The 18,031-nt window shown below is 71.6% G+C and carries 15 protein-coding genes; 10 read left to right on the forward strand and 5 right to left on the reverse strand.

Annotated elements, in window-relative coordinates; translation table 11 throughout:
- Window positions 1–50: 50 nt before the first annotated feature.
- Genes FNV62_RS44415 through FNV62_RS44435 form a run of 5 tightly spaced genes read left to right on the forward strand, consistent with a single transcriptional unit; the run spans window position 51 to window position 4,333 of the window.
- Complete coding sequence (locus tag FNV62_RS44415; protein WP_143603922.1) at window positions 51–1,421, forward strand: L-fuconate dehydratase; 1,371 nt, start codon at window positions 51–53, stop codon at window positions 1,419–1,421.
- Window positions 1,418–2,176 carry an SDR family NAD(P)-dependent oxidoreductase gene (locus tag FNV62_RS44420; RefSeq protein WP_054234940.1) on the forward strand — a complete coding sequence of 253 codons (759 nt, stop codon included), beginning with the start codon at window positions 1,418–1,420 and terminating at the stop codon, window positions 2,174–2,176. The genes FNV62_RS44415 and FNV62_RS44420 overlap by 4 nt, the downstream gene beginning before the upstream one ends.
- Window positions 2,173–3,186: an aldo/keto reductase gene (locus tag FNV62_RS44425; RefSeq protein WP_144316134.1), complete on the forward strand. Its 1,014-nt coding sequence runs from the start codon at window positions 2,173–2,175 to the stop codon at window positions 3,184–3,186. The genes FNV62_RS44420 and FNV62_RS44425 overlap by 4 nt, the downstream gene beginning before the upstream one ends.
- A complete protein-coding gene (locus FNV62_RS44430) occupies window positions 3,183–3,497 on the forward strand; it encodes an L-rhamnose mutarotase (RefSeq protein ID WP_054234938.1) in 315 nt (104 codons plus the stop codon). Before FNV62_RS44425 ends, FNV62_RS44430 begins: the two co-directional genes overlap by 4 nt.
- Window positions 3,494–4,333 (forward strand): amidohydrolase family protein, encoded by an 840-nt coding sequence (locus tag FNV62_RS44435; RefSeq protein ID WP_143610122.1) that lies wholly within the window; start codon window positions 3,494–3,496, stop codon window positions 4,331–4,333. The genes FNV62_RS44430 and FNV62_RS44435 overlap by 4 nt, the downstream gene beginning before the upstream one ends.
- A 42-nt stretch (window positions 4,334–4,375) precedes the next feature.
- Here the strand turns inward: FNV62_RS44435 and FNV62_RS44440 are convergent, their stop codons facing one another.
- The gene (locus tag FNV62_RS44440) at window positions 4,376–5,797 is read right to left on the reverse strand and encodes a lipase maturation factor family protein (RefSeq protein WP_143629316.1); all 1,422 of its coding nucleotides are present in this window, start codon (window positions 5,795–5,797) and stop codon (window positions 4,376–4,378) included.
- Between the two features lie 176 nt (window positions 5,798–5,973).
- On the opposite strand from FNV62_RS44440, the gene FNV62_RS44445 reads away from it, so the two are divergent.
- The 3 genes from FNV62_RS44445 to FNV62_RS44455 all read left to right on the forward strand — a co-directional run bounded on the left by FNV62_RS44445 (window position 5,974) and on the right by FNV62_RS44455 (window position 10,406).
- On the forward strand, window positions 5,974–7,281 hold the full coding sequence (locus tag FNV62_RS44445; protein WP_225900608.1) for a DUF6777 domain-containing protein: 1,308 nt from the start codon (window positions 5,974–5,976) through the stop codon (window positions 7,279–7,281).
- Window positions 7,282–7,382: 101 nt separating this feature from the next.
- On the forward strand, window positions 7,383–9,458 hold the full coding sequence (locus FNV62_RS44450; RefSeq protein ID WP_054234935.1) for a SpoIIE family protein phosphatase: 2,076 nt from the start codon (window positions 7,383–7,385) through the stop codon (window positions 9,456–9,458).
- Between the two features lie 87 nt (window positions 9,459–9,545).
- Window positions 9,546–10,406, forward strand: coding sequence for an Fpg/Nei family DNA glycosylase (locus tag FNV62_RS44455; protein WP_144316135.1), 861 nt, complete (start codon window positions 9,546–9,548; stop codon window positions 10,404–10,406).
- 28 nt (window positions 10,407–10,434) lie between these two features.
- Here the strand turns inward: FNV62_RS44455 and FNV62_RS44460 are convergent, their stop codons facing one another.
- From FNV62_RS44460 to FNV62_RS44470, 3 genes are all read right to left on the reverse strand, one after another.
- On the reverse strand, window positions 10,435–11,091 hold the full coding sequence (locus FNV62_RS44460) for an anti-sigma factor family protein (protein ID WP_060899754.1): 657 nt from the start codon (window positions 11,089–11,091) through the stop codon (window positions 10,435–10,437).
- 236 nt (window positions 11,092–11,327) lie between these two features.
- Window positions 11,328–11,843 carry a hypothetical protein gene (locus FNV62_RS44465; RefSeq protein ID WP_054234932.1) on the reverse strand — a complete coding sequence of 172 codons (516 nt, stop codon included), beginning with the start codon at window positions 11,841–11,843 and terminating at the stop codon, window positions 11,328–11,330.
- A gap of 152 nt (window positions 11,844–11,995) precedes the next feature.
- On the reverse strand, window positions 11,996–12,535 hold the full coding sequence (locus tag FNV62_RS44470) for a sigma-70 family RNA polymerase sigma factor (protein WP_054234931.1): 540 nt from the start codon (window positions 12,533–12,535) through the stop codon (window positions 11,996–11,998).
- A gap of 240 nt (window positions 12,536–12,775) precedes the next feature.
- Here FNV62_RS44470 and FNV62_RS44475 point away from each other — a divergent pair, with 240 nt between their 5' ends.
- Entirely contained in the window at window positions 12,776–13,930 is a 1,155-nt protein-coding gene (locus tag FNV62_RS44475) for a CapA family protein (protein WP_143610123.1), read from the forward strand.
- 84 nt (window positions 13,931–14,014) lie between these two features.
- Here the strand turns inward: FNV62_RS44475 and FNV62_RS44480 are convergent, their stop codons facing one another.
- Window positions 14,015–14,479: a universal stress protein gene (locus tag FNV62_RS44480; protein WP_054234929.1), complete on the reverse strand. Its 465-nt coding sequence runs from the start codon at window positions 14,477–14,479 to the stop codon at window positions 14,015–14,017.
- A gap of 188 nt (window positions 14,480–14,667) precedes the next feature.
- Between FNV62_RS44480 and lysX the strand changes: the two genes are divergently transcribed.
- Window positions 14,668–17,955: a bifunctional lysylphosphatidylglycerol synthetase/lysine--tRNA ligase LysX gene (lysX, locus tag FNV62_RS44485; protein ID WP_144316136.1), complete on the forward strand. Its 3,288-nt coding sequence runs from the start codon at window positions 14,668–14,670 to the stop codon at window positions 17,953–17,955.
- Window positions 17,956–18,031 lie beyond the last annotated feature (76 nt).

Below are 18,031 nucleotides of genomic sequence, written 5' to 3' on the forward strand. Positions count from 1 at the left end.
GATCCACGGAACCCCTCCGTACGCCCCTGTCCCGGACCGAAAGGCCTCCCGTGTCCCCAACTGCCGCCCGTATCACCGCGGTCGACACCTACGACATCCGTTTCCCCACCTCGCGCGAGCTCGACGGCTCCGACGCGATGAACCCGGACCCCGACTACTCGGCGGCGTACGTCGTGCTGCGCGGCGACGCGGCCGACTGTCCCGAGGGGCACGGCTTCACCTTCACCATCGGGCGGGGCAACGACGTCCAGGTCGCCGCGATTGAGGCGCTGCGCGGGCATGTGGTCGGACGCTCGGTCGACGAGCTGTGCGCGGACCCGGGCTCCCTCGCCCGGGACCTGATCGGGGACAGTCAGCTGCGCTGGCTCGGGCCCGAGAAGGGCGTGATGCACATGGCGATCGGCGCCGTCGTCAACGCCGTGTGGGACCTGGCCGCCAAGCGTGCCGGGAAGCCCCTGTGGCAGCTGCTCGCCGACGCCGAACCGGAGTGGCTGGTCCGCCAGGTCGACTTCCGCTACCTCACGGACGCCCTCACCCCCGAGGAGGCGCTCGAACTGCTGCGTCGTGGCCGGGAGGGCGCCGCCGAGCGCGCCGCGACCCTCCGGGAGAAGGGCTTCCCCGCCTACACCACCTCGCCCGGCTGGCTCGGCTACAGCGACGAGAAGCTCACCCGCCTCGCCGCCGAGGCCGTCGCCGACGGGTTCCGGCAGATCAAGCTGAAGGTGGGTGCCGATCTCGCGGACGACGTACGCCGCTGCCGGGTCGCCCGCTCGGTGGTCGGCCCCGACATCCGGATCGCCATCGACGCCAACCAGCGCTGGAACGTGGACGAGGCGATCACCTGGACCAAGGCCCTCGCCGAGTTCGAGCCCTACTGGATCGAGGAGCCCACCAGCCCCGACGACGTCCTCGGCCACGCCGCCGTCCGCGAGGCCGTCGCCCCCGTCAAGGTCGCCACCGGCGAACACGTCCAGAACCGTGTCGTCTTCAAACAGCTCCTCCAGGCCGGCGCCATCGACGTCCTGCAGATCGACGCCGCCCGCGTCGCCGGCGTCAACGAGAACCTCGCCATCCTGCTCCTCGCGGCCAAGTTCGGCGTGCCGGTCTGCCCGCACGCGGGCGGGGTCGGCCTGTGCGAACTCGTCCAGCACCTGTCGATGTTCGACTTCGTGGCGCTCTCCGGCACCACCGACGACCGGGTCATCGAATACGTCGACCATCTGCACGACCACTTCCTCGACCCGGTGGTGATCAGGCAGGGTCACTACACGGCACCCACCGCGCCGGGCTTCTCCGCGGCCATGCGGCCGCAGTCCATCGCGGAGTTCACCTACCCCGGCGGCACCTTCTGGGCCGCCGACCTCGCCCACCAGAAGTCCGACAGCCAGCCGAGCGACAAGCAGAAGGGGGAAGCCGCGTGAGTGCCGACTTCGAAGGGCTCAAGGCGCTGGTGACCGGTGGCGCCTCCGGCATCGGCCGCGCCACCGCCGAGCTGCTCGCCGCCCGTGGGGCGCGGGTCGCCGTCCTCGACCTGGACCTCTCGACGGTCGAGAAGCCCCTGCTCGGTTTCCGCGCCGACGTCACCGACGACGCCTCCGTACGCGAGGCCGTGGCCGCGGCCGTCACGGACCTCGGCGGACTCGACGTGCTGATCAACAACGCCGGGATCGGCGCCCAGGGCACCGTCGAGGACAACGCCGACGACGAGTGGCACCGGGTCCTGGACGTCAATGTCGTCGGCATGGTCCGTACCGCCCGCGCCGCCCTGCCCCACCTGCGGGAATCCGCACACGCGGCGATCGTGAACACCTGCTCCATCGCCGCGACCGCCGGGCTCCCGCAGCGCGCCCTGTACTCCGCCACCAAGGGCGCCGTCCTCTCCCTCACCCTGGCGATGGCCGCCGACCACCTCCGCGAGGGCGTCCGCGTCAACTGTGTGAACCCCGGCACCGCCGACACCCCCTGGGTCGGCCGCCTCCTCGACGCCGCCACCGACCCGGCCGCCGAACGGGTCGCCCTGGAGGCCCGCCAGCCTTCCGGGCGGCTCGTCTCGGCGGACGAGGTCGCGGGCGCCATCGCCTACCTGGCGAGCCCGCTGTCCGGCGCGACCACCGGCACCGCGCTCGCCGTGGACGGCGGCATGCAGGGACTGCGACTGCGGCCGGTGGGCCAGTGAGCACGCTCGGAAGAGGCACGCTCGGGAACAGCGGTGTCGAGGTCAGTGCCCTGTCCTTCGGCGGCGCGGGCATCGGCAACCTGTTCACCGCCGTCAGCGACGAACAGGCGTACGAGACCGTGGACGCCGCCTGGTCCGGGGGCATCCGCTACTTCGACACCGCCCCGCACTACGGCATCGGCCTCTCCGAACGACGTCTCGGCACGGCCCTGCGCGATCGCCCCCGCGCCGAGTACACCCTCTCCACCAAGGTGGGCCGCCTCCTGGAACCCACGGGCGCGGACGCGGGCGGCGACGACCTGGCCGACGGCTTCGCGGTGCCCGCCACGCACCGCCGCGTCTGGGACTTCAGCGCCGAGGGCGTACGACGCGGCATCGAGGCCAGCCTCGAACGCCTGGGCCTGGACCGCGTGGACATCGTCTACCTCCACGACCCGGACGACCACGCCGAGCAGGCCTTCCACGAGGGCTATCCGGCCCTGGAGCGGCTGCGCGCGGAAGGCGTGGTCGGCGCGATCGGCGCGGGCATGAACCAGGCCGAGATGCTCACCCGCTTCGTCCGTGACACTGACGTGGACGTGGTGCTGTGCGCGGGCCGCTACACCCTGCTCGACCACGAGGCGCTGACCAAGCTGCTGCCGGCCGCCCAGGAGCGCGGCACCTCGGTGGTCATCGGCGGCGCCTTCAACTCGGGCCTGCTGGCCGACCCGAGGCCCGGAGCGACCTACAACTACACGACCGCACCGGCGGAGTTGCTGGACCGCGCCCTGCGACTGAAGGAGATCGCGGAGCGGCACGGCATCACCCTGCGCGCCGCCGCGCTGGCGTTTCCCGCCGCCCACCCGGCCGTCGCGAGCGTCCTGGCCGGTGCCCGCTCGGCGCACGAAGTCCGCGACTGTGTCGAGCAGTTCACGACCCCGGTGCCGGAGGACTTCTGGCGGGAACTGCGCGAGGCGAAGCTGCTGCCCGAGGACGCCCCCGTACCCGTACCCCCACAGGACCCGTCATGAGAGTCGCTCTGCACACCAAGGTCCGCGCGGACCGCGTCGCCGCGTACGAGGCCGCCCACCGGGAGGTCCCCGAAGAGCTCACCGCGGCCATCCGCGCCGCCGGAGCCACCTCCTGGACGATCTGGCGCAGCGGCACCGACCTCTTCCACGTCCTGGAGTGCGAGGACTACGGGCACCTGCTCGCCGAACTGGAGAAGCTGCCGGTCAACATCGCCTGGCAGGCACGCATGGCCGAACTCCTCGACGTCGTCCACGACTACTCGAGCGAGGGCGCGGAGGCGGGGCTGCCCGTCGTGTGGGAGCTGCCGTGAGGGTGGACGCGCACCACCACGTGTGGGACCTCTCGGTCCGCGACCAGGACTGGATCACCGGGCCCGAACTCTGGCCACTGCGACGTGATTTCGGCGTGGCGGACCTCGCACCGCAGGCACGGGCCGCCGGCGTCGACCGCACGGTCCTCGTACAGACGGTCACCGTGCCCGAGGAGACCCCTGAGTTCCTCGCCCTCGCGGAGCAGGGCGAGCTGATCGCGGGTGTGGTCGGCTGGACCGACCTGACCCGGCCGGACGTCGCCGACGAGCTGGCCCGGCTGCGGGGGCTGCCGGGCGGCCGCCACCTCAAGGGCATCCGCCACCAGGTACAGGGCGAGCCCGATCCGGAGTGGCTGCTGCGTCCGGACGTACGGGACGGACTCGCCGCCGTCGCCGAGGCGGGCCTCGTCTACGACCTGGTCGTGCTGCCGCACCAGCTGCCGGCCTGCGTCCGGGCCGCCGCCGGCCACCCCGGACTCACCTTCGTCCTCGACCACTTGGGCAAGCCGCCGATCGCCACCGGCGCGCTGCGACCGTGGGCGACGGCCGTCCGGGCGCTGGCCGCGCTCCCCAACACCGTGTGCAAACTCTCCGGCATGGTCACCGAGGCGGACCACGCGAAGTGGACGGTCGACGGGCTGCGCCCCTACGCGGACACGGTCCTGGACGCCTTCGGACCCGGCCGGCTGATGTTCGGCTCCGACTGGCCGGTGTGCACGCTGGCGGCGTCGTACGGCCAAGTGGTCGACGTGGCCGAGGAGTTGACCGGGGGACTTGGCGCGGAGGAACGCGCCGAGGTCTTCGGCGGCACCGCCACCCGTGTCTACCGGCTCTGATCAACCGGTCCGCTCCGCCGAGTCCGATCTGCCGAGTCCGATCTACCGGCTCTGATCCACCCACTCCAGCCGCATCGGCGGCAGGAACTCCCGCACATACGTCCGGTGCCAGCACGCGCCCGTCTCCCGCAGCTCATGCCACGTCGTGTAGCGGTAGCGGTAGAGGCGGGCGCGGACGTACCGGGGTGGGGCGTCCGCCGGGAACGGGCAGCGGCGCAACAGCCGTAGCGTGTCCCGGTCGTTCTCCAGGAGCCGTTCGACCAGGCCCGTGAACCAGGAGGCGGCGTACGCGGGGGAGAGCGCCGCGAACCACATCAGCCAGTCGAGCCGCAGATGGTACGGCGCGTACTGGCGCGGCCAGTGGCGGGGATCGCCCGGTTTGCCCTTGAACTCGTACTCCTTCCACTCCGAGTCCTCCCGCGGCACGGGGTCCGCCGTGCCCTCGACGACCACCTCGTGGCGCACCCGGCTGACGCTGCCGAACGCGCCGTAGGTGTTGACCAGGTGCAGCGGGTCGAAGGAGCGGTTCATGACCTGGCGCCGGGAGATCAGGTTGCGGGCGGGGCGGTAGCTGAGGGCCACCAGGCCCGCCGCGACCGCGAGGACCACGATCTCGTACCAGAGGGGCGGCCCTGTCACGTGCGGGGGAGTGGTGGGGAACTCGATCGCGGAGAGGGCCAGCACGATCGTGGTCCAGTTCAGCCAGGAGAAGTTGCCGGACAGGACCAGCCAGAGCTGGGTGAAGGCCATCAGCGACGCTGCCGCCGTCGCGATCGGCTGCGGGGTGAAGAGGAGGACGGGCACGACGAGCTGGGTGAAGTGGTTCGCCGCCACCTCGACCCGGTGGAAGGGCTTGGGGAGGTGGTGGAAGAACCAGCTCAGCGGTCCCGGCATCGGCTGGGTCTCGTGGTGGTAGTCGAGGCAGGTCAGCTTCCGCCAGCAGGAGTCCCCGCGCATCTTGATCAGCCCGGCGCCGAACTCCACGCGGAACAGCACCCAGCGCAGCAGGAAGAGGACGACGACCGGCGGGGCCACCTCGTCGTTGCCGAGGAACACGGCGAGGAAACCGACCTCCAGGAGCAGGGACTCCCAGCCGAACGCGTACCAGGTCTGGCCCACATTGACGATCGACAGGTACATCGCCCAGGGCATCAGCCACAGCACCATGGCCCCCCAGAGCGGGAGCCGCTGGTCCAGGCCGGCGATCAGCGCCACCGACACCGCGCAGCCCGCCCAGGCCCAGGCCGCGAAGAGGCGGTCCGAGTAGCGCAGGTGGAACACGCTCGGCGCGTCGCGGAACGCGACCCGCGCGAGGAACCGTGGCACGGGAAGCATCCCCCGCTCCCCGATCAGCGCACGGAACTGGAGTGCCGCGCCCAGGAAGGCGACGAGGTACACCACGGCCAGGGCCCGCTGGAAGACCAGCCGGCTCAGCCAGTAGTCGGGGGCGACGAACCACTGCACGCGAGCCACTCCTCTTCCCTTGTCTTCCATTGTGACGCTGGGTGACCGTCTCCGCTTGCGTATGCCAACTGGGCGACGCAGACAATAGTGGACGAAACGCCCTGAGTGACCGGGAGGTCGCGGTGCAGCGGGAGGAAGCAGTGCAACGGGAGAACGTGGTGCGACAGGAGAACAGCGTGGTGCACATACCCACCCGAGCCTTCGTCATGGCCTGCGCGCTCTCGGCGGTGCTCCTCGTCGCCGGGTGCGGCGGCCGAGGCGGCGAGAGGGCGGCGTCCGGGGCCGACGGCGGTGAGGTCTTCCTGCAGCCGGTCGCCGGCGGCGGCCGCGACCCGTTCACCGCGTCCACCGCCGCCGACTCGCCGTTCATCACCCGAATGCCGTACCCGGCGACACCCGCGAACCGTGGCTCCGCCCCGCAGGGCGTGCGCTCCTTCCCCGGCTCCACACCCGGCCTCTACGGCGGCACCAGGGCCGTCGGCAGCTGTGACGTCGGGAAGCAGATCGGCTTTCTCTCCTCGGACCCCGGCAAGGCGCGCTCCTTCGCGCAGGCCGCGGGCGTCCCGCAAGCGGCCGTCCCGGACTTTCTGCGCGGTCTGACCTCGGTCGTGCTGCGCGCCGACACACAGGTCACCGACCACGGCTTCCGGGACGGCCGGGCGACCAGCTTCCAGTCGGTGCTCCAGCGGGGCACCGCGGTCCTCGTCGACAACCGGGGCGTGCCGCGTGTGCGCTGCGCCGGCGGCAACCCGCTGAACCCGCCCGTCGTGTCCAGGACGGCCCCGGGGATCCAGGGGCAGCCCTGGTCCGGTTTCCGTCCTGGCAACGTTGTCGTCGTGACCCCGGCGTCCACCGCGATCAGGAACATCACGATCATCGACATCGTCGACAACAGGTGGATCGCGCGGCGGATCGGGGACGACGGCCACCGGGACGTCGTCCTGCGGCCGCCCGTCTCGGCCGCGAGCCCAGGCCGTCGCACCGACACGAGCCCCGGCACAAGTCCCCGTACGAGTCCCGGTACCAGCCCGAGCGCGGTCCCGGAGCAGAGCCCGCGGACGGGCCCCTTCGCGGACGAGCCGCCGTCCGACTGTGTGACGCCCACTCTGACCGTCACCCCGTCGGGAACCCCGGGCATGCCGGACCGCGGCGCGCCGACGGAGGCTCCGGTGGCCGCGGTGTCGGACTGTCTCCCGCCCACCACGACCGCCCCGCCGACCGCCTCTCCGACGGTCCCGCCGACCCCACGGCCCGGCATCTCCCTGCCGCCCCTGGCGCCGCGGACCCCCGCACCCAACTCCACGGAGAGCGACCGGAACGCCCCGCAGGACCCCCTCGCCCCGCTGGACCCCTCGGAGGAGGAGATCGGCCCCGACACCGTTCCGGAGATCCCCGACCTGCCCGACGGCGGTGGTCTGATCCCCGACGAGTCGCCCGACGCGGACACCGTCTTCGACGCCCCGACGGACGTCTTCGACGGCTGAGCGCCAAGTGGTCGGGAGAGCCCGGATCCGGACTCTCCCGAAGTCGAATTCCGGACGTCCCAGAAGTCGAATAATTGGCCGAATGCTGGCAAGGTGGGCGCATGGTTGATCGGGGAGCGAGCGCCCTGTCACTCCCGGACGACTGGCCCGCCCACCCGGATCCGATCCTGGCGCTCAACCGCATGGGCAGTTTCGAATGGGACCTGGACTCCGGTCTGATGCAGATGGACGCCCAGGCCCACGAAGTCTTCGACGTGCGTCCCGAGGAGTACGACGGCCGCCCCGAGACCCTGTCCCTGCGGGTGCCCGCGACCGAGGGGATCCGTCTCGACACGCTGGTCTCGCACGCCCTCAAGGACGGCAGCGAGAACTACGGCGCCTACTTCCGCATCCGCTGCCGCGACGGCTCACTGCGCTGGACCCACACCCAGGGCTACATCCGCCGCGACGGGACGGGCCGGCCGCGCCGGATCATCGGCATCGTCCGCGACGCCACGCAGGAGCTCGGCGAGAGCGCGGCGCGCCGCGAACAGGCGGCCCAGGACGAGGCGCGGCGCCAGCAGACGAACGTCGTGCAGATCACCACGGCCGCCCTCGCCCACGCCCGTACCGTCCAGGACGTCATCGACGTCCTCAAGGACTCCCACGGCCTCACCCACCTCGGCGCGACGAGCCTGGTCATGGGCCTGGTCGAGGCCGGACGCATACGGCTGGTGGCCGAGGGCCCCGAGGGCAGCTTCGTCCCCGGCACCATGGTCACCCGCATCGACGAGCAGTACCCGATGAGCGAGGCCGTACGCACCCTCGCCCCGCGCTTCATCGAGTCGCCCGAGGACTTCGCCGACTCGTATCCGCTGCTGTGGCCGCACATCACCGACCTCGAGATCACCTCGGCCGCCTACCTGCCGCTCATCGCGCAGGCCCGCCCCATCGGCGCGATGGGACTGCTCTACAACGACCGGCGCGGCTTCTCGTCGGAGGAGCGCAACGTCCTCGTCGCGCTCGGCAGCAGCATCGCCCAGAGCCTCCAGCGGGCCATGTTCTACGAGCAGGAGAAGGATCTCGCGCAGGGCCTCCAGCAGGCCATGCTGCCGCGCTCCATACCCAGCGTGCCCGGCGCCGACATCGCCGTCCGCTACCGTTCCGCCTCCCTCGGCAGGGACATAGGCGGCGACTGGTACGACGTGATCCCGCTGCCCGGCGGTCGCGTCGGCGCCGTCATCGGGGACGTCCAGGGCCACGACACCCACGCCGCCGCCGTCATGGGCCAGTTGCGGATCGTGCTGCGGGCCTACGCCGCGGAGGGGCACACGCCCGCCACCGTGATGGCCCGCGCCTCGGTCTTCCTGCACGAACTGGACACCGACCGCTTCGCGACCTGCCTGTACGCGGAGGCCGACCTGTCCACCGGAGTCGTCCAGCTGGTGCGGGCCGGCCACATCGACCCGGTGATCCGGCAGAACGACGGCACCTGCCGCCGGCAGTCCGTCGCGGGGGGCCTGCCGCTCGGCCTGTCCGCCTTGTTCGGGCGCCTCGAATACCCCGTCGACACGGTCGAACTGGACCCCGGACAGACCCTGGTGCTGTGCACCGACGGCCTGGTCGAGCAGCCCGGCGTCGACCTCGACGAGGGCATGCACACCCTCATGGAGCTGATCCGGTCGGGCCCGGACGACGTACGCGACCTCGCCGACCGGCTCATCGACGTGGCCGAGGAACGCGGCGGCGACGACGACGTGGCCCTGCTGGCGCTGCGCCGCAGGGGCCCCGGGCCCCAGCAGTCCGGCGGGCGGCTCCAGCACCATGTCGCGCCCGGCGACCCCGAGGCGCTCACCGAGGCCCGGCACATGATCCGGGCCGCGGTCCGCGCCTGGGGCGGGGGAGAGCGCGCCGACGAGGTCGAACTGGTCGCCGACGAGCTGATCACCAACGCCCTCATGCACACCGAAGGCGCCGCGATCGTCACCCTGCGGGTCCTGAGCGGCCCGGGCCGGCGGCTGCGCGCCGAGGTCGAGGACTCCTCCAGCGCCCTGCCGCGCCGCCGTGAGGCGGGCGAGTCCGGCGTCTCCGGCCGCGGACTCCTCCTGGTCGACCGCCTCGCCGACGTCTGGGGCGTGGAGGCGCGCGGCGGCGGCAAGTGCGTGTGGTGCGAGTTCCTGGTGCCGGAACGGGGCTGACCGGGTGTCGCGGGGGACCGGCCGCCGTTGCCTCAGGAGGTGGGCGGTTCGGCTGGTGTTGTCGGTGGGGGGTGGCACTCTGGAGCCATGCCGGAACTGCCAGAGGTCGAAGCGCTCAAGGACTTCCTGGCCGACCATCTCGTCGGCCGCGAGGTCGTGCGCGTGCTGCCCGTCGCCATCAGCGTCCTGAAGACCTACGACCCGCCCGTCACGGCCTTCGAGGGCCGTGAGGTGACCGCCGTGCGCCGGCACGGCAAGTTCCTCGACATCGAGGCCGACGGACTGCACTTCGTGACCCACCTGGCCCGCGCGGGCTGGCTGCACTGGAGGGACACGCTGCCCGACGGCCCGCCCCGGCCCGGCAAGGGCCCGCTCGCGCTGCGTGTCGCCCTGGAGACCGGCGAGGGCTTCGACCTCACCGAGGCCGGCACACAGAAGAGACTCGCGGTGTACGTCGTCCGGGACCCGGCGGAGATCCCCGGCGTGGCACGCCTCGGCCCCGACCCGCTCGCCGCCGACTTCGACGAGGCACGGTTCGCCCGGCTGCTCACGGGTGAGCGCCGCCAACTCAAGGGCGCACTCCGGGACCAGAGCCTGATCGCCGGTGTGGGGAACGCGTACAGCGACGAGATCCTGCACGCCGCCAGGATGTCCCCCTTCAAGCTGGCCGCCTCACTGACCCCCGAGGAGACGACCCGTCTCTACGAGGCGCTGCGCTCCACGCTCACCGAGGCCGTGGAGCGCTCCCACGGTCTGGCCGCGGGGCGCCTCAAGGCGGAGAAGAAGAGCGGGCTGCGGGTGCACGGCAGAGCGGGCGAGCCCTGTCCGGTGTGCGGCGACATCATCCGCGAGGTCTCCTTCAGCGACTCCTCGCTGCAGTACTGCCCGACCTGCCAGACGGGAGGCAAGCCACTCGCGGACCGCCGGTTGTCCCGGCTGCTCAAATAGCCCGGGAGCGGCGGGGAACGGCCCGGGATCAGTGGGGCGTGACGGTCACCAGGTGCTTGCCGTCCGTCGTACGCACCTCGAACCGGCTGATCTCGTCGGACTTGAGCGCGGCGCCGCCCTGCAGGGTGGTCGCCTCGCCGTTGTGCGCGGGCACCATCCAACTCGTCACCGTCTGCTGCGAACCGTCCTTGCCGATGGCGACGAGCTGACAGGGGCGCGGGCCCCCGGTGTCCTTGACCTCGACCTCGACCTGGCTGCCCCAGATGCGGTCCGCGGTGGTGACCTTGGCCCACACGCCGGTCTGCGCGTCCGTCGACGCGACCGCGGCCGTCTGTGACCCGGAACCGTGTGACGTGACCATCGCGATCGACGGACCGCCCACCGCGAGCACCACGGCGGCGGCCACCGCGTACAACCAGCGCCTGCGCCCGGCCCGGTGCCGGGTCGCCACCTCACTGAGGAGTTTGTCCATCAGGCGCGGCCCGGGGGCGGCGAAGGGGTGCACGGAGCGCGGGGTGGCATGCCGGTACAGCATCAGCTGCCGCGTGGCGGGCCTGAACTCACTCACGTGCGCCGCGCACTGGGGGCACTCCATGAGGTGATCCTCGAAGCGGAACGCCTCCGCCTCGTCCAGCACGCCGAGCGCGTAGGCGCCGACGTCGCGATGCCGTTCCAGGGACCTCATACCGAATACCGAATCCTCGTGGCGATGGTGCGGGGGTGGGAGTGGTGTTGCTGTTGCCCACGGGTACGCACCAGACCGTCGAATCACTCAAGACTCGTTCGGAATCGCGGCCAAGACATTCGGAGCGGGTGGGCTCGCGGATTGGTGCGAGCCCGAAAAAAGTTGTGCGGAAAACTTGTTTGGCGGAGTGCGGAGTCCTGAACAGGGGTTACCGGCGGTCCGCCCGGTCGTGGCGATCAGAAGAGATGGATCGCCAGATGCCCCAGGGGCAGACCCAGTCGCCAGGCCGGTGTCCAGACCTTCGGACCGTCGTCCTCGCCCGGGATCGGCCCGCCGCCGGGCACGGCGTCCAGGTCCGGGGCGAGCAGTTCGGTCTCCTCCAGCCAGCGCCAGGCCGCCGTCGCCAGTTCCAGGTCCGGGGCGGGGCCGCCGGACTCGACCGCCTCGGCCGCGCGCCGCGCCATGTGCTCGCGCACCCAGTCCTGCCACGGCTGGTCGTACGCCGTCAGCGAGAGCCAGGTCTCCAACTGCGAGACGACCCGGATGCCCGAGAGCTCGCCGTCGGTGTCGGAGAGGAAGATGGTCAGTGCCAGGGCGTCACGCCCGGCGCGGAACTCGAAGGACGTGGGCGGCATCAGGTCGCCGGTCCGCAGCAGCTCGTCGGCGATGTACTCGGCGTACAACCACGCCATGGGGACGGTGAGTTCCCCACCGCCGGTGCCGTCCGTGCTCTCTTGGCCTCTGTGCAGCATCCCTTCCTGCCTTCCTCCGGTTTGCGTGCGCGTCGCCCGATCCCGAGCCCTTGGGGGTTTCCCCCCAATCCGGAACACGGATGAGGACAGCTGATTGCTCAACCATGGTCCTCAGCAAGGCGCTTTACGGAGGTTTGACTCGGCCTTCGGTTTCACCGCAGGTCGGCCGCGTATCCCGGAAGAACCCGGCGCAGGGCGCGCAGCGCGTAGTACGCACGAGACTTCACGGTACCGGGCGGAATTCCGAGCGCTGCGGCGGCCTCCGCCACACTCGCCCCCTGGAAGTACACCAGCACCAGGACTTCACGATGCTCAGGAGTGAGTGTCTTCACAGCCTCCCGCACATCGAGCGTCGCCGCCGACCTTTCGGCGTGATCCGCGCAGACCCGCGCGCTTTCCAGCACCGCGTCCCCGACCTCCGGCGGACGCGCCTGGCGGGCCCGCCGCGCATCGATCGCGAGCCGCCGTCCCACGGTGAGCAGCCAGGGACGTACGGAGTCGAACTCGTCGGCGCGCAGCGCCTCGGGGTGCTGCCAGGCGCGGACGAGCGTCTCCTGCAGCAGATCCTCGGCGCGTTGGCGGTCGCCGTCGGAGAGCCGCAGGAGCAGGGCGAAGAGGGGTCGGCCGTGCTCGCGCTGCAGCGCGGCCAACTCGTGTTCGGCGGTCGTCTTGGTGGTGGTTCCGGCCGTCATGGCGTGTATGCCAGCGGGTGCCGCTCCGCTGGGACAGGTCCGGGGCACGGGTCTGCGGTGGGCGGTCGATGCCGTCGGTGAACGGCGCGGTGAACGGTTCAGCGGGGCCCGGTGGCCCCCGACGGGCGGTTCCCCGAGGGCCGGACGGGCTACGGATGCGCGTCGCTCCTTGACTCCGTTCTTTCGATTGGGTGAATTTGACCCACTTCCTACTTAAATATGACTGTATCGAGGCTGGGCATGATCACACGTAGTCGACTGGCCGCCATCGCTCTCGCGGCCGTACTTGTCGTGGGCGCCGGCTGCCGGGCCGACCAGGAGCCGTCGGCCCGGAGCACGGGGCACCCCGGCGCGCCCCTCACCCCCCACCGCTTCACCCTCGTCGCCTCCGGCGACGTGCTGGCGCACACCTCGGTCACCGAGCGGGCGAACGCCGACGCGGGCGGCACCGGTTACGACTTCCTGCCGATGTTCGCAGGGGTGAAACCCCTGGTGTCCGGTGCCGACCTGGCGATCTGTCACATGGGGACCGTGTACGGATCCGACGGCGACCACACCGGCAACCCGGCCTTCAAGATTCCACCGCAGGTGGCCGACGGGCTCGCGGCGACCGGGTACGACGCCTGCTCCACCGCCTCCAACCACTCCCTGGACGACGGCGCCGCGGGCGTACGGCGCACCCTGGACGCCCTCGACTTCGCCGGTGTACGGCACGCGGGATCGGCGCGCACGGCGCAGGAGGCGTATGTGCCCACCCTCCTGCGCGCGGGCACCGCGATGGTCGCCCACCTCGCCTACACCTACGGCACGGACGGCTTCCCGATGCCCCAGGGGCAGCCCTGGAGCGTCAACCTCATCGACCGCGACCGGATCCTCGCGGACGCCCGGGCCGCCAGGAAGGCGGGCGCCGACGTGGTCGTCGTGTCCCTGCACTGGGGCACCGAATGGCAGGAACAGCCCAACACCCAGCAGATGACGCTGAGCCGGGAGCTCACCGCCTCGCGCACGGACGGGCGGCCCGACATCGACCTGATCCTCGGCACGCACGCGCGTGTCCCGCAGGCCTACGAGAAGGTCAACGGCACGTGGGTCGTCTACGGGATGGGCGACCAGGTCGCGGGCGAGATGTTCAACCGCCAAGGCCTCCAGGACTCCCGGGGCAACGAGAGCACCCTCGCCCGCTTCACCTTCGCCCCGCCCGCGCGCAAGGGAGACCGCTGGGAGGTCACGAAGGCGGAGTTCGTACCGCAGCTGTTCGACATCGACGCCGGGCGGGTCGTCGACATCAACGCGGCTCTGGCCCAGGGCGCCGACCTGGCCGGCGTACGCGACCGCATCCGTGACGTGGTGCTCAGCCGCGGCGCGGCCCACGACGGTCTGATGATGGGGCAGTAGGACCCACGGAGTTCACGAAGCCCATGGGGTCTATGGAACCCATGGGGTCTATGGGTCCCACGGGTTCCATGGGACCCACGGGGTCTATGGGACGACCGTGACCGGCCAGCGGCCCGCCTTCACCATCCGGATCGCCACCGACCCGATGATCCGGTGCCCCGCCTGCTCGGAGGCACCGACCACCACGGCGTCCGCCTTGAGCTCGTCCGCCGCCGTCACCAGACCGTTGTAGGGATCGCCGCGGAAGGTGTGGAACTCCCAGCGCACCGCGAATATGTCCTTGACCTTCTCGGTGGCCTCCCGGATCTGCGCGATGAGGTCCTCGGCGATCCGGTCGGTCGTCTCGGCGACCGGCGCCCCGAGCGCCGCTCCCGCGGCCATGACGGGCTGCACGTACACGAGGGCGAGCAGCGCGTGCTGCCGCCTGGCCAGCCCGGCGGCGTAGGCCGCCGCGCGCAGCGACGAGTCGGAGCCGTCCACGCCGACGACGATGACCTTGGGACCGTCCGTGCCACGCTCGAATTGGTGCGAGGGTTGCTGTTCCGCCACACCACCGAGGCTATCGGAAGCCGCAGGTCGGGAGCAGGGCGGCCCCGCGGCGTCCCGCATGGGACGGAACGGGTGAAGTGTCCGCCGCCACGGCCCGCCAGGACCCGCCGCGACCGCCGTCCGCGTCGGCGACGAGCGGCACGGCGCTCGACGGGCGCCCGCGGCCGGGGCTTCCTAGAGTCGACATCATGAGCGCCACCGTGGAGGCCCGCGGACCGAGGGACGTCACGGGTCCCGTACCGCCGTCCCGGGTCGGCTTCCTCAGCAAGGTGCCCGAAGGCTTCGCGGCCTTCTTCGGCGCCCTCTCGCTGCTGTGTGTCCTGCTGGCCTTCTTCGCCCCCGTGCGCCGTCTGCTGTACCCCGTCGTGGCCTTCCTCGACCTGTTGATCGTGCCGGTCAGCGCCAACCTCGCGTACGCCGTCTTCCTCTTCCTGCTCGCCGCCGCGACCGCCGCCCGCAAGAAGGTCGCCTGGTGGCTGGTCGTCGTCTACCTCGGCGTGCTGGTCTTCTTCGACATCGTCGGCCTGGCGATGGGTCTGTACGCCGAGTCGCTGCCGTCCTTCATCGCCTGCGGACTGCTGCTGGTGCTCCTGATCGTGGCGCGCCGCGAGTTCTACGCCGACTCCCGGCGCGGCGCCGTATGGCGCGCCCTGGCCGTACTGCTCGTCGGACTCGCCGTGGCGATCCTGATCGGCTGGGGCCTGGTCGAGTGGTTCCCCGGCACGCTGGCCTCGGAAGAACGGCTGGTGTGGGCGGCCAGCCGGGTGTGCGGCGGGCTGGTCCCCAGCAGTTCGTTCAGCGGGCGCCCGCCTCGCAAGCTCTTCTTCGTCCTCGGCCTCCTCGGCGCCCTCGCCCAGCTCAACGCCGTCGCCACCCTCTTCCGCTCCCAGCGCCTGGAGGCGGCCCTGCGCGGCGACGAGGAGGCCCGCATCCGCGCCCTCCTGCGGGCGTACGGCGCCGACGACTCCCTCGGCTACTTCGCCACCCGCCGCGACAAGGCCGTCGTCTTCTCACCCAGCGGCAAGGCCGCCGTCACCTACCGCGTCGAGGCCGGCGTCTGCCTCGCCAGCGGCGACCCCGTCGGCGACCGCGAGGCCTGGCCGCACGCCATCGAGGCCTGGCTCGACCTGGCCCGCCGCTACGCCTGGGCGCCCGCCGTCATGGGCACCTCGGAGGACGGCGCCAGGGCCTTCGCGCGCGCCGGGCTCGGTGCGCTCGAACTCGGCGACGAGGCGATCCTGCACGTCGCCGGCTTCGACCTGGACGGCCGCGACATGCGTGTCACCCGCCAGGCGGTGCACCGCGTACGGCGCACCGGCGCCACCTGCCGGGTACGCCGCCACTCCAGCCTCACCGACGAAGAGATGGAGGAGCTCATCGACAAGGCGGACGCCTGGCGCGACACCGAGACCGAGCGCGGCTTCTCCATGGCGCTGGACCGGCTCGGCGACCCCGCGGACGGCGACTGCCTGCTCGTCGAGGCCCTGACGCCCGAGGGCAAGCTCCTCGCGCTGCTGTCCTTCGTGCCCTGGGGCAAGGACGGCATCTCGCTCGACCTCATGCGCCGCGACCGCAGCGCCCCGAACGGCGTCATGGAGTTCATGGTCGCCGAGGTGTGCGCGGCGGCCGGGACGTTCGGCGTACGGCGCATCTCCCTCAACTTCGCGGTGTTCCGGTCGGTCTTCGAGGAGGGCGCCCGGATCGGTGCGGGACCGGTGCTCCGGCTCTGGCGCGGACTGCTGCTGTTCTTCTCCCGGTGGTGGCAGCTGGAGGCCCTCTACCGGTCCAACGCCAAGTTCCAGCCCGAGTGGTACCCCCGCTTCATCTGTTACGGCGACACCGGCTCCCTCGCCCGCATCGGCCTGGCGTCCGGCATCGCCGAGGGCTTCGTCTCCGTGCCCTCGCTGCGCAAGCTCTGGGGCAAGGGGCACCCGAAGACCGGACCCCAGCCCGCGAGCACCGCGGGCCTGCCCTCGCTGTCGGCCCTCGGCCTCGACGAGGGCGAGGAGGCGGCGGCCACCGATCCGACCGCGGGCCTGCCCGAACAGATCCGCCTCCGCCACCACTCACTCGACCGGCTGCGCGCCGACGGAGTCGACCCCTATCCGGTGGGCGTCCCGTCCCGCACCCACACCCTCGCCGAGGTCCGCGCGGGACCGGCGGGACACCACGTGACCGTCGCCGGGCGCGTCCTCCTCGTACGGGACTTCGGCGGGATCGTGTTCGCCGTCCTGCGCGACTGGTCCGGCGATCTTCAGCTCGCCCTCACCCGGCTGGAGTCCGGACCCGAGCTCAGGCGCTTCCGCCAGGACGTCGACATCGGCGACCTCATCACCGCCGAGGGCCTCGTCGGCGTCAGCGACCTGGGCGAACCGACCGTCTTCGTCTCCTCCTGGCAGCTCACCGGCAAATGCCTGCGCCCGCTGCCCGACAAGCGCCGGGGCCTCGCCGACCCCGAGGCGAAGGTGCGCCGCCGCTATCTCGACCTGGTGTCCAGCCCCGACGCCCGCGAGGTCCTGCGGGCCCGCTCCACCGCCGTGCAGGCGCTGCGCCAGGGCCTGCTGGACCGGGGCTATCTCGAGGTCGAGACGCCGATGCTCCAGCAGATCCACGGTGGCGCCAACGCCCGCCCGTTCACCACCCACATCAACGCCTACGACCTGAACATGTACCTCCGCATCGCCCCCGAGCTCTACCTCAAGAGGCTGTGCGTGGGCGGCCTGGAGAAGGTCTTCGAGATGGGGCGCACCTTCCGCAACGAGGGCGTCTCCTACAAGCACAACCCCGAGTTCACCATGCTGGAGGCCTACCAGGCGTTCGCCGACTACGACGTGATGCTCGACCTCACCCGCGAACTGATCCAGGGCGCCGCGACCGCCGCCTTCGGCGCGCCCGTCGCCCGCAGGGACGGCACCGAGTACGACATCTCCGGCCCGTGGCCGGTCAAGACGGTGTACGGCGCGATCTCGGAGGCCCTGGGGGAGGAGGTGGACCCCGGCGCGTCCGTGGCGGACCTGCACCGGCTGTGCGACCGTGCGGGAGTGCCGTATCGGCCGGACGACGGACAGGGTGACGTCGTACTGGAGATGTACGAACGACTGATCGAGGAGAAAACCCTGCTGCCCACGTTCTACAAGGACTTCCCGACCGATGTCTCCCCGCTCGCCCGGCAGCACCGCACCGACCCGCGCCTCGCCGAGCGCTGGGACCTCGTCGCCTTCGGCACCGAACTGGGCACCGCCTACTCGGAGTTGACCGACCCCGTGGAGCAGCGGCGGCGGCTGACCGCGCAGTCGCTGCGGGCCGCAGGGGGAGATCCCGAGGCGATGGAACTCGACGAGGACTTCCTCGACGCGCTGGAGTACGCGATGCCGCCGACCGGCGGGCTCGGCATCGGCGTGGACCGGCTGGTCATGTTCCTCACGGGGCTGACGATTCGGGAGACATTGCCGTTCCCCCTGGTGCGTCGGCGCTGAGCTGGTCCCAACGGGCGCTTTCGTGAGTCCGCACCGGTGTTGCTCAGCCGCGACATGCCCCCATTGGGCGTCTGAT

The organism is Streptomyces sp. RLB3-17 (assembly GCF_007113425.2).
GTDB lineage: Bacteria > Actinomycetota > Actinomycetes > Streptomycetales > Streptomycetaceae > Streptomyces > Streptomyces mirabilis_D.

Bases quoted from the DNA above. Each gene is read 5' to 3' on its own strand.
- FNV62_RS44460 (WP_060899754.1), bottom strand. From the start codon at position 11,091: ATGAGGTCCCTGGAACGGCATCGCGACGTCGGCGCCTACGCGCTCGGC.
- FNV62_RS44475 (WP_143610123.1), top strand. From the start codon at position 12,776: ATGATCACACGTAGTCGACTGGCCGCCATCGCTCTCGCGGCCGTACTT.
- FNV62_RS44465 (WP_054234932.1), bottom strand. From the start codon at position 11,843: ATGCTGCACAGAGGCCAAGAGAGCACGGACGGCACCGGCGGTGGGGAA.
- FNV62_RS44470 (WP_054234931.1), bottom strand. From the start codon at position 12,535: ATGACGGCCGGAACCACCACCAAGACGACCGCCGAACACGAGTTGGCC.
- FNV62_RS44455 (WP_144316135.1), top strand. From the start codon at position 9,546: ATGCCGGAACTGCCAGAGGTCGAAGCGCTCAAGGACTTCCTGGCCGAC.
- lysX (WP_144316136.1), top strand. From the start codon at position 14,668: ATGAGCGCCACCGTGGAGGCCCGCGGACCGAGGGACGTCACGGGTCCC.
- FNV62_RS44430 (WP_054234938.1), top strand. From the start codon at position 3,183: ATGAGAGTCGCTCTGCACACCAAGGTCCGCGCGGACCGCGTCGCCGCG.
- FNV62_RS44450 (WP_054234935.1), top strand. From the start codon at position 7,383: ATGGTTGATCGGGGAGCGAGCGCCCTGTCACTCCCGGACGACTGGCCC.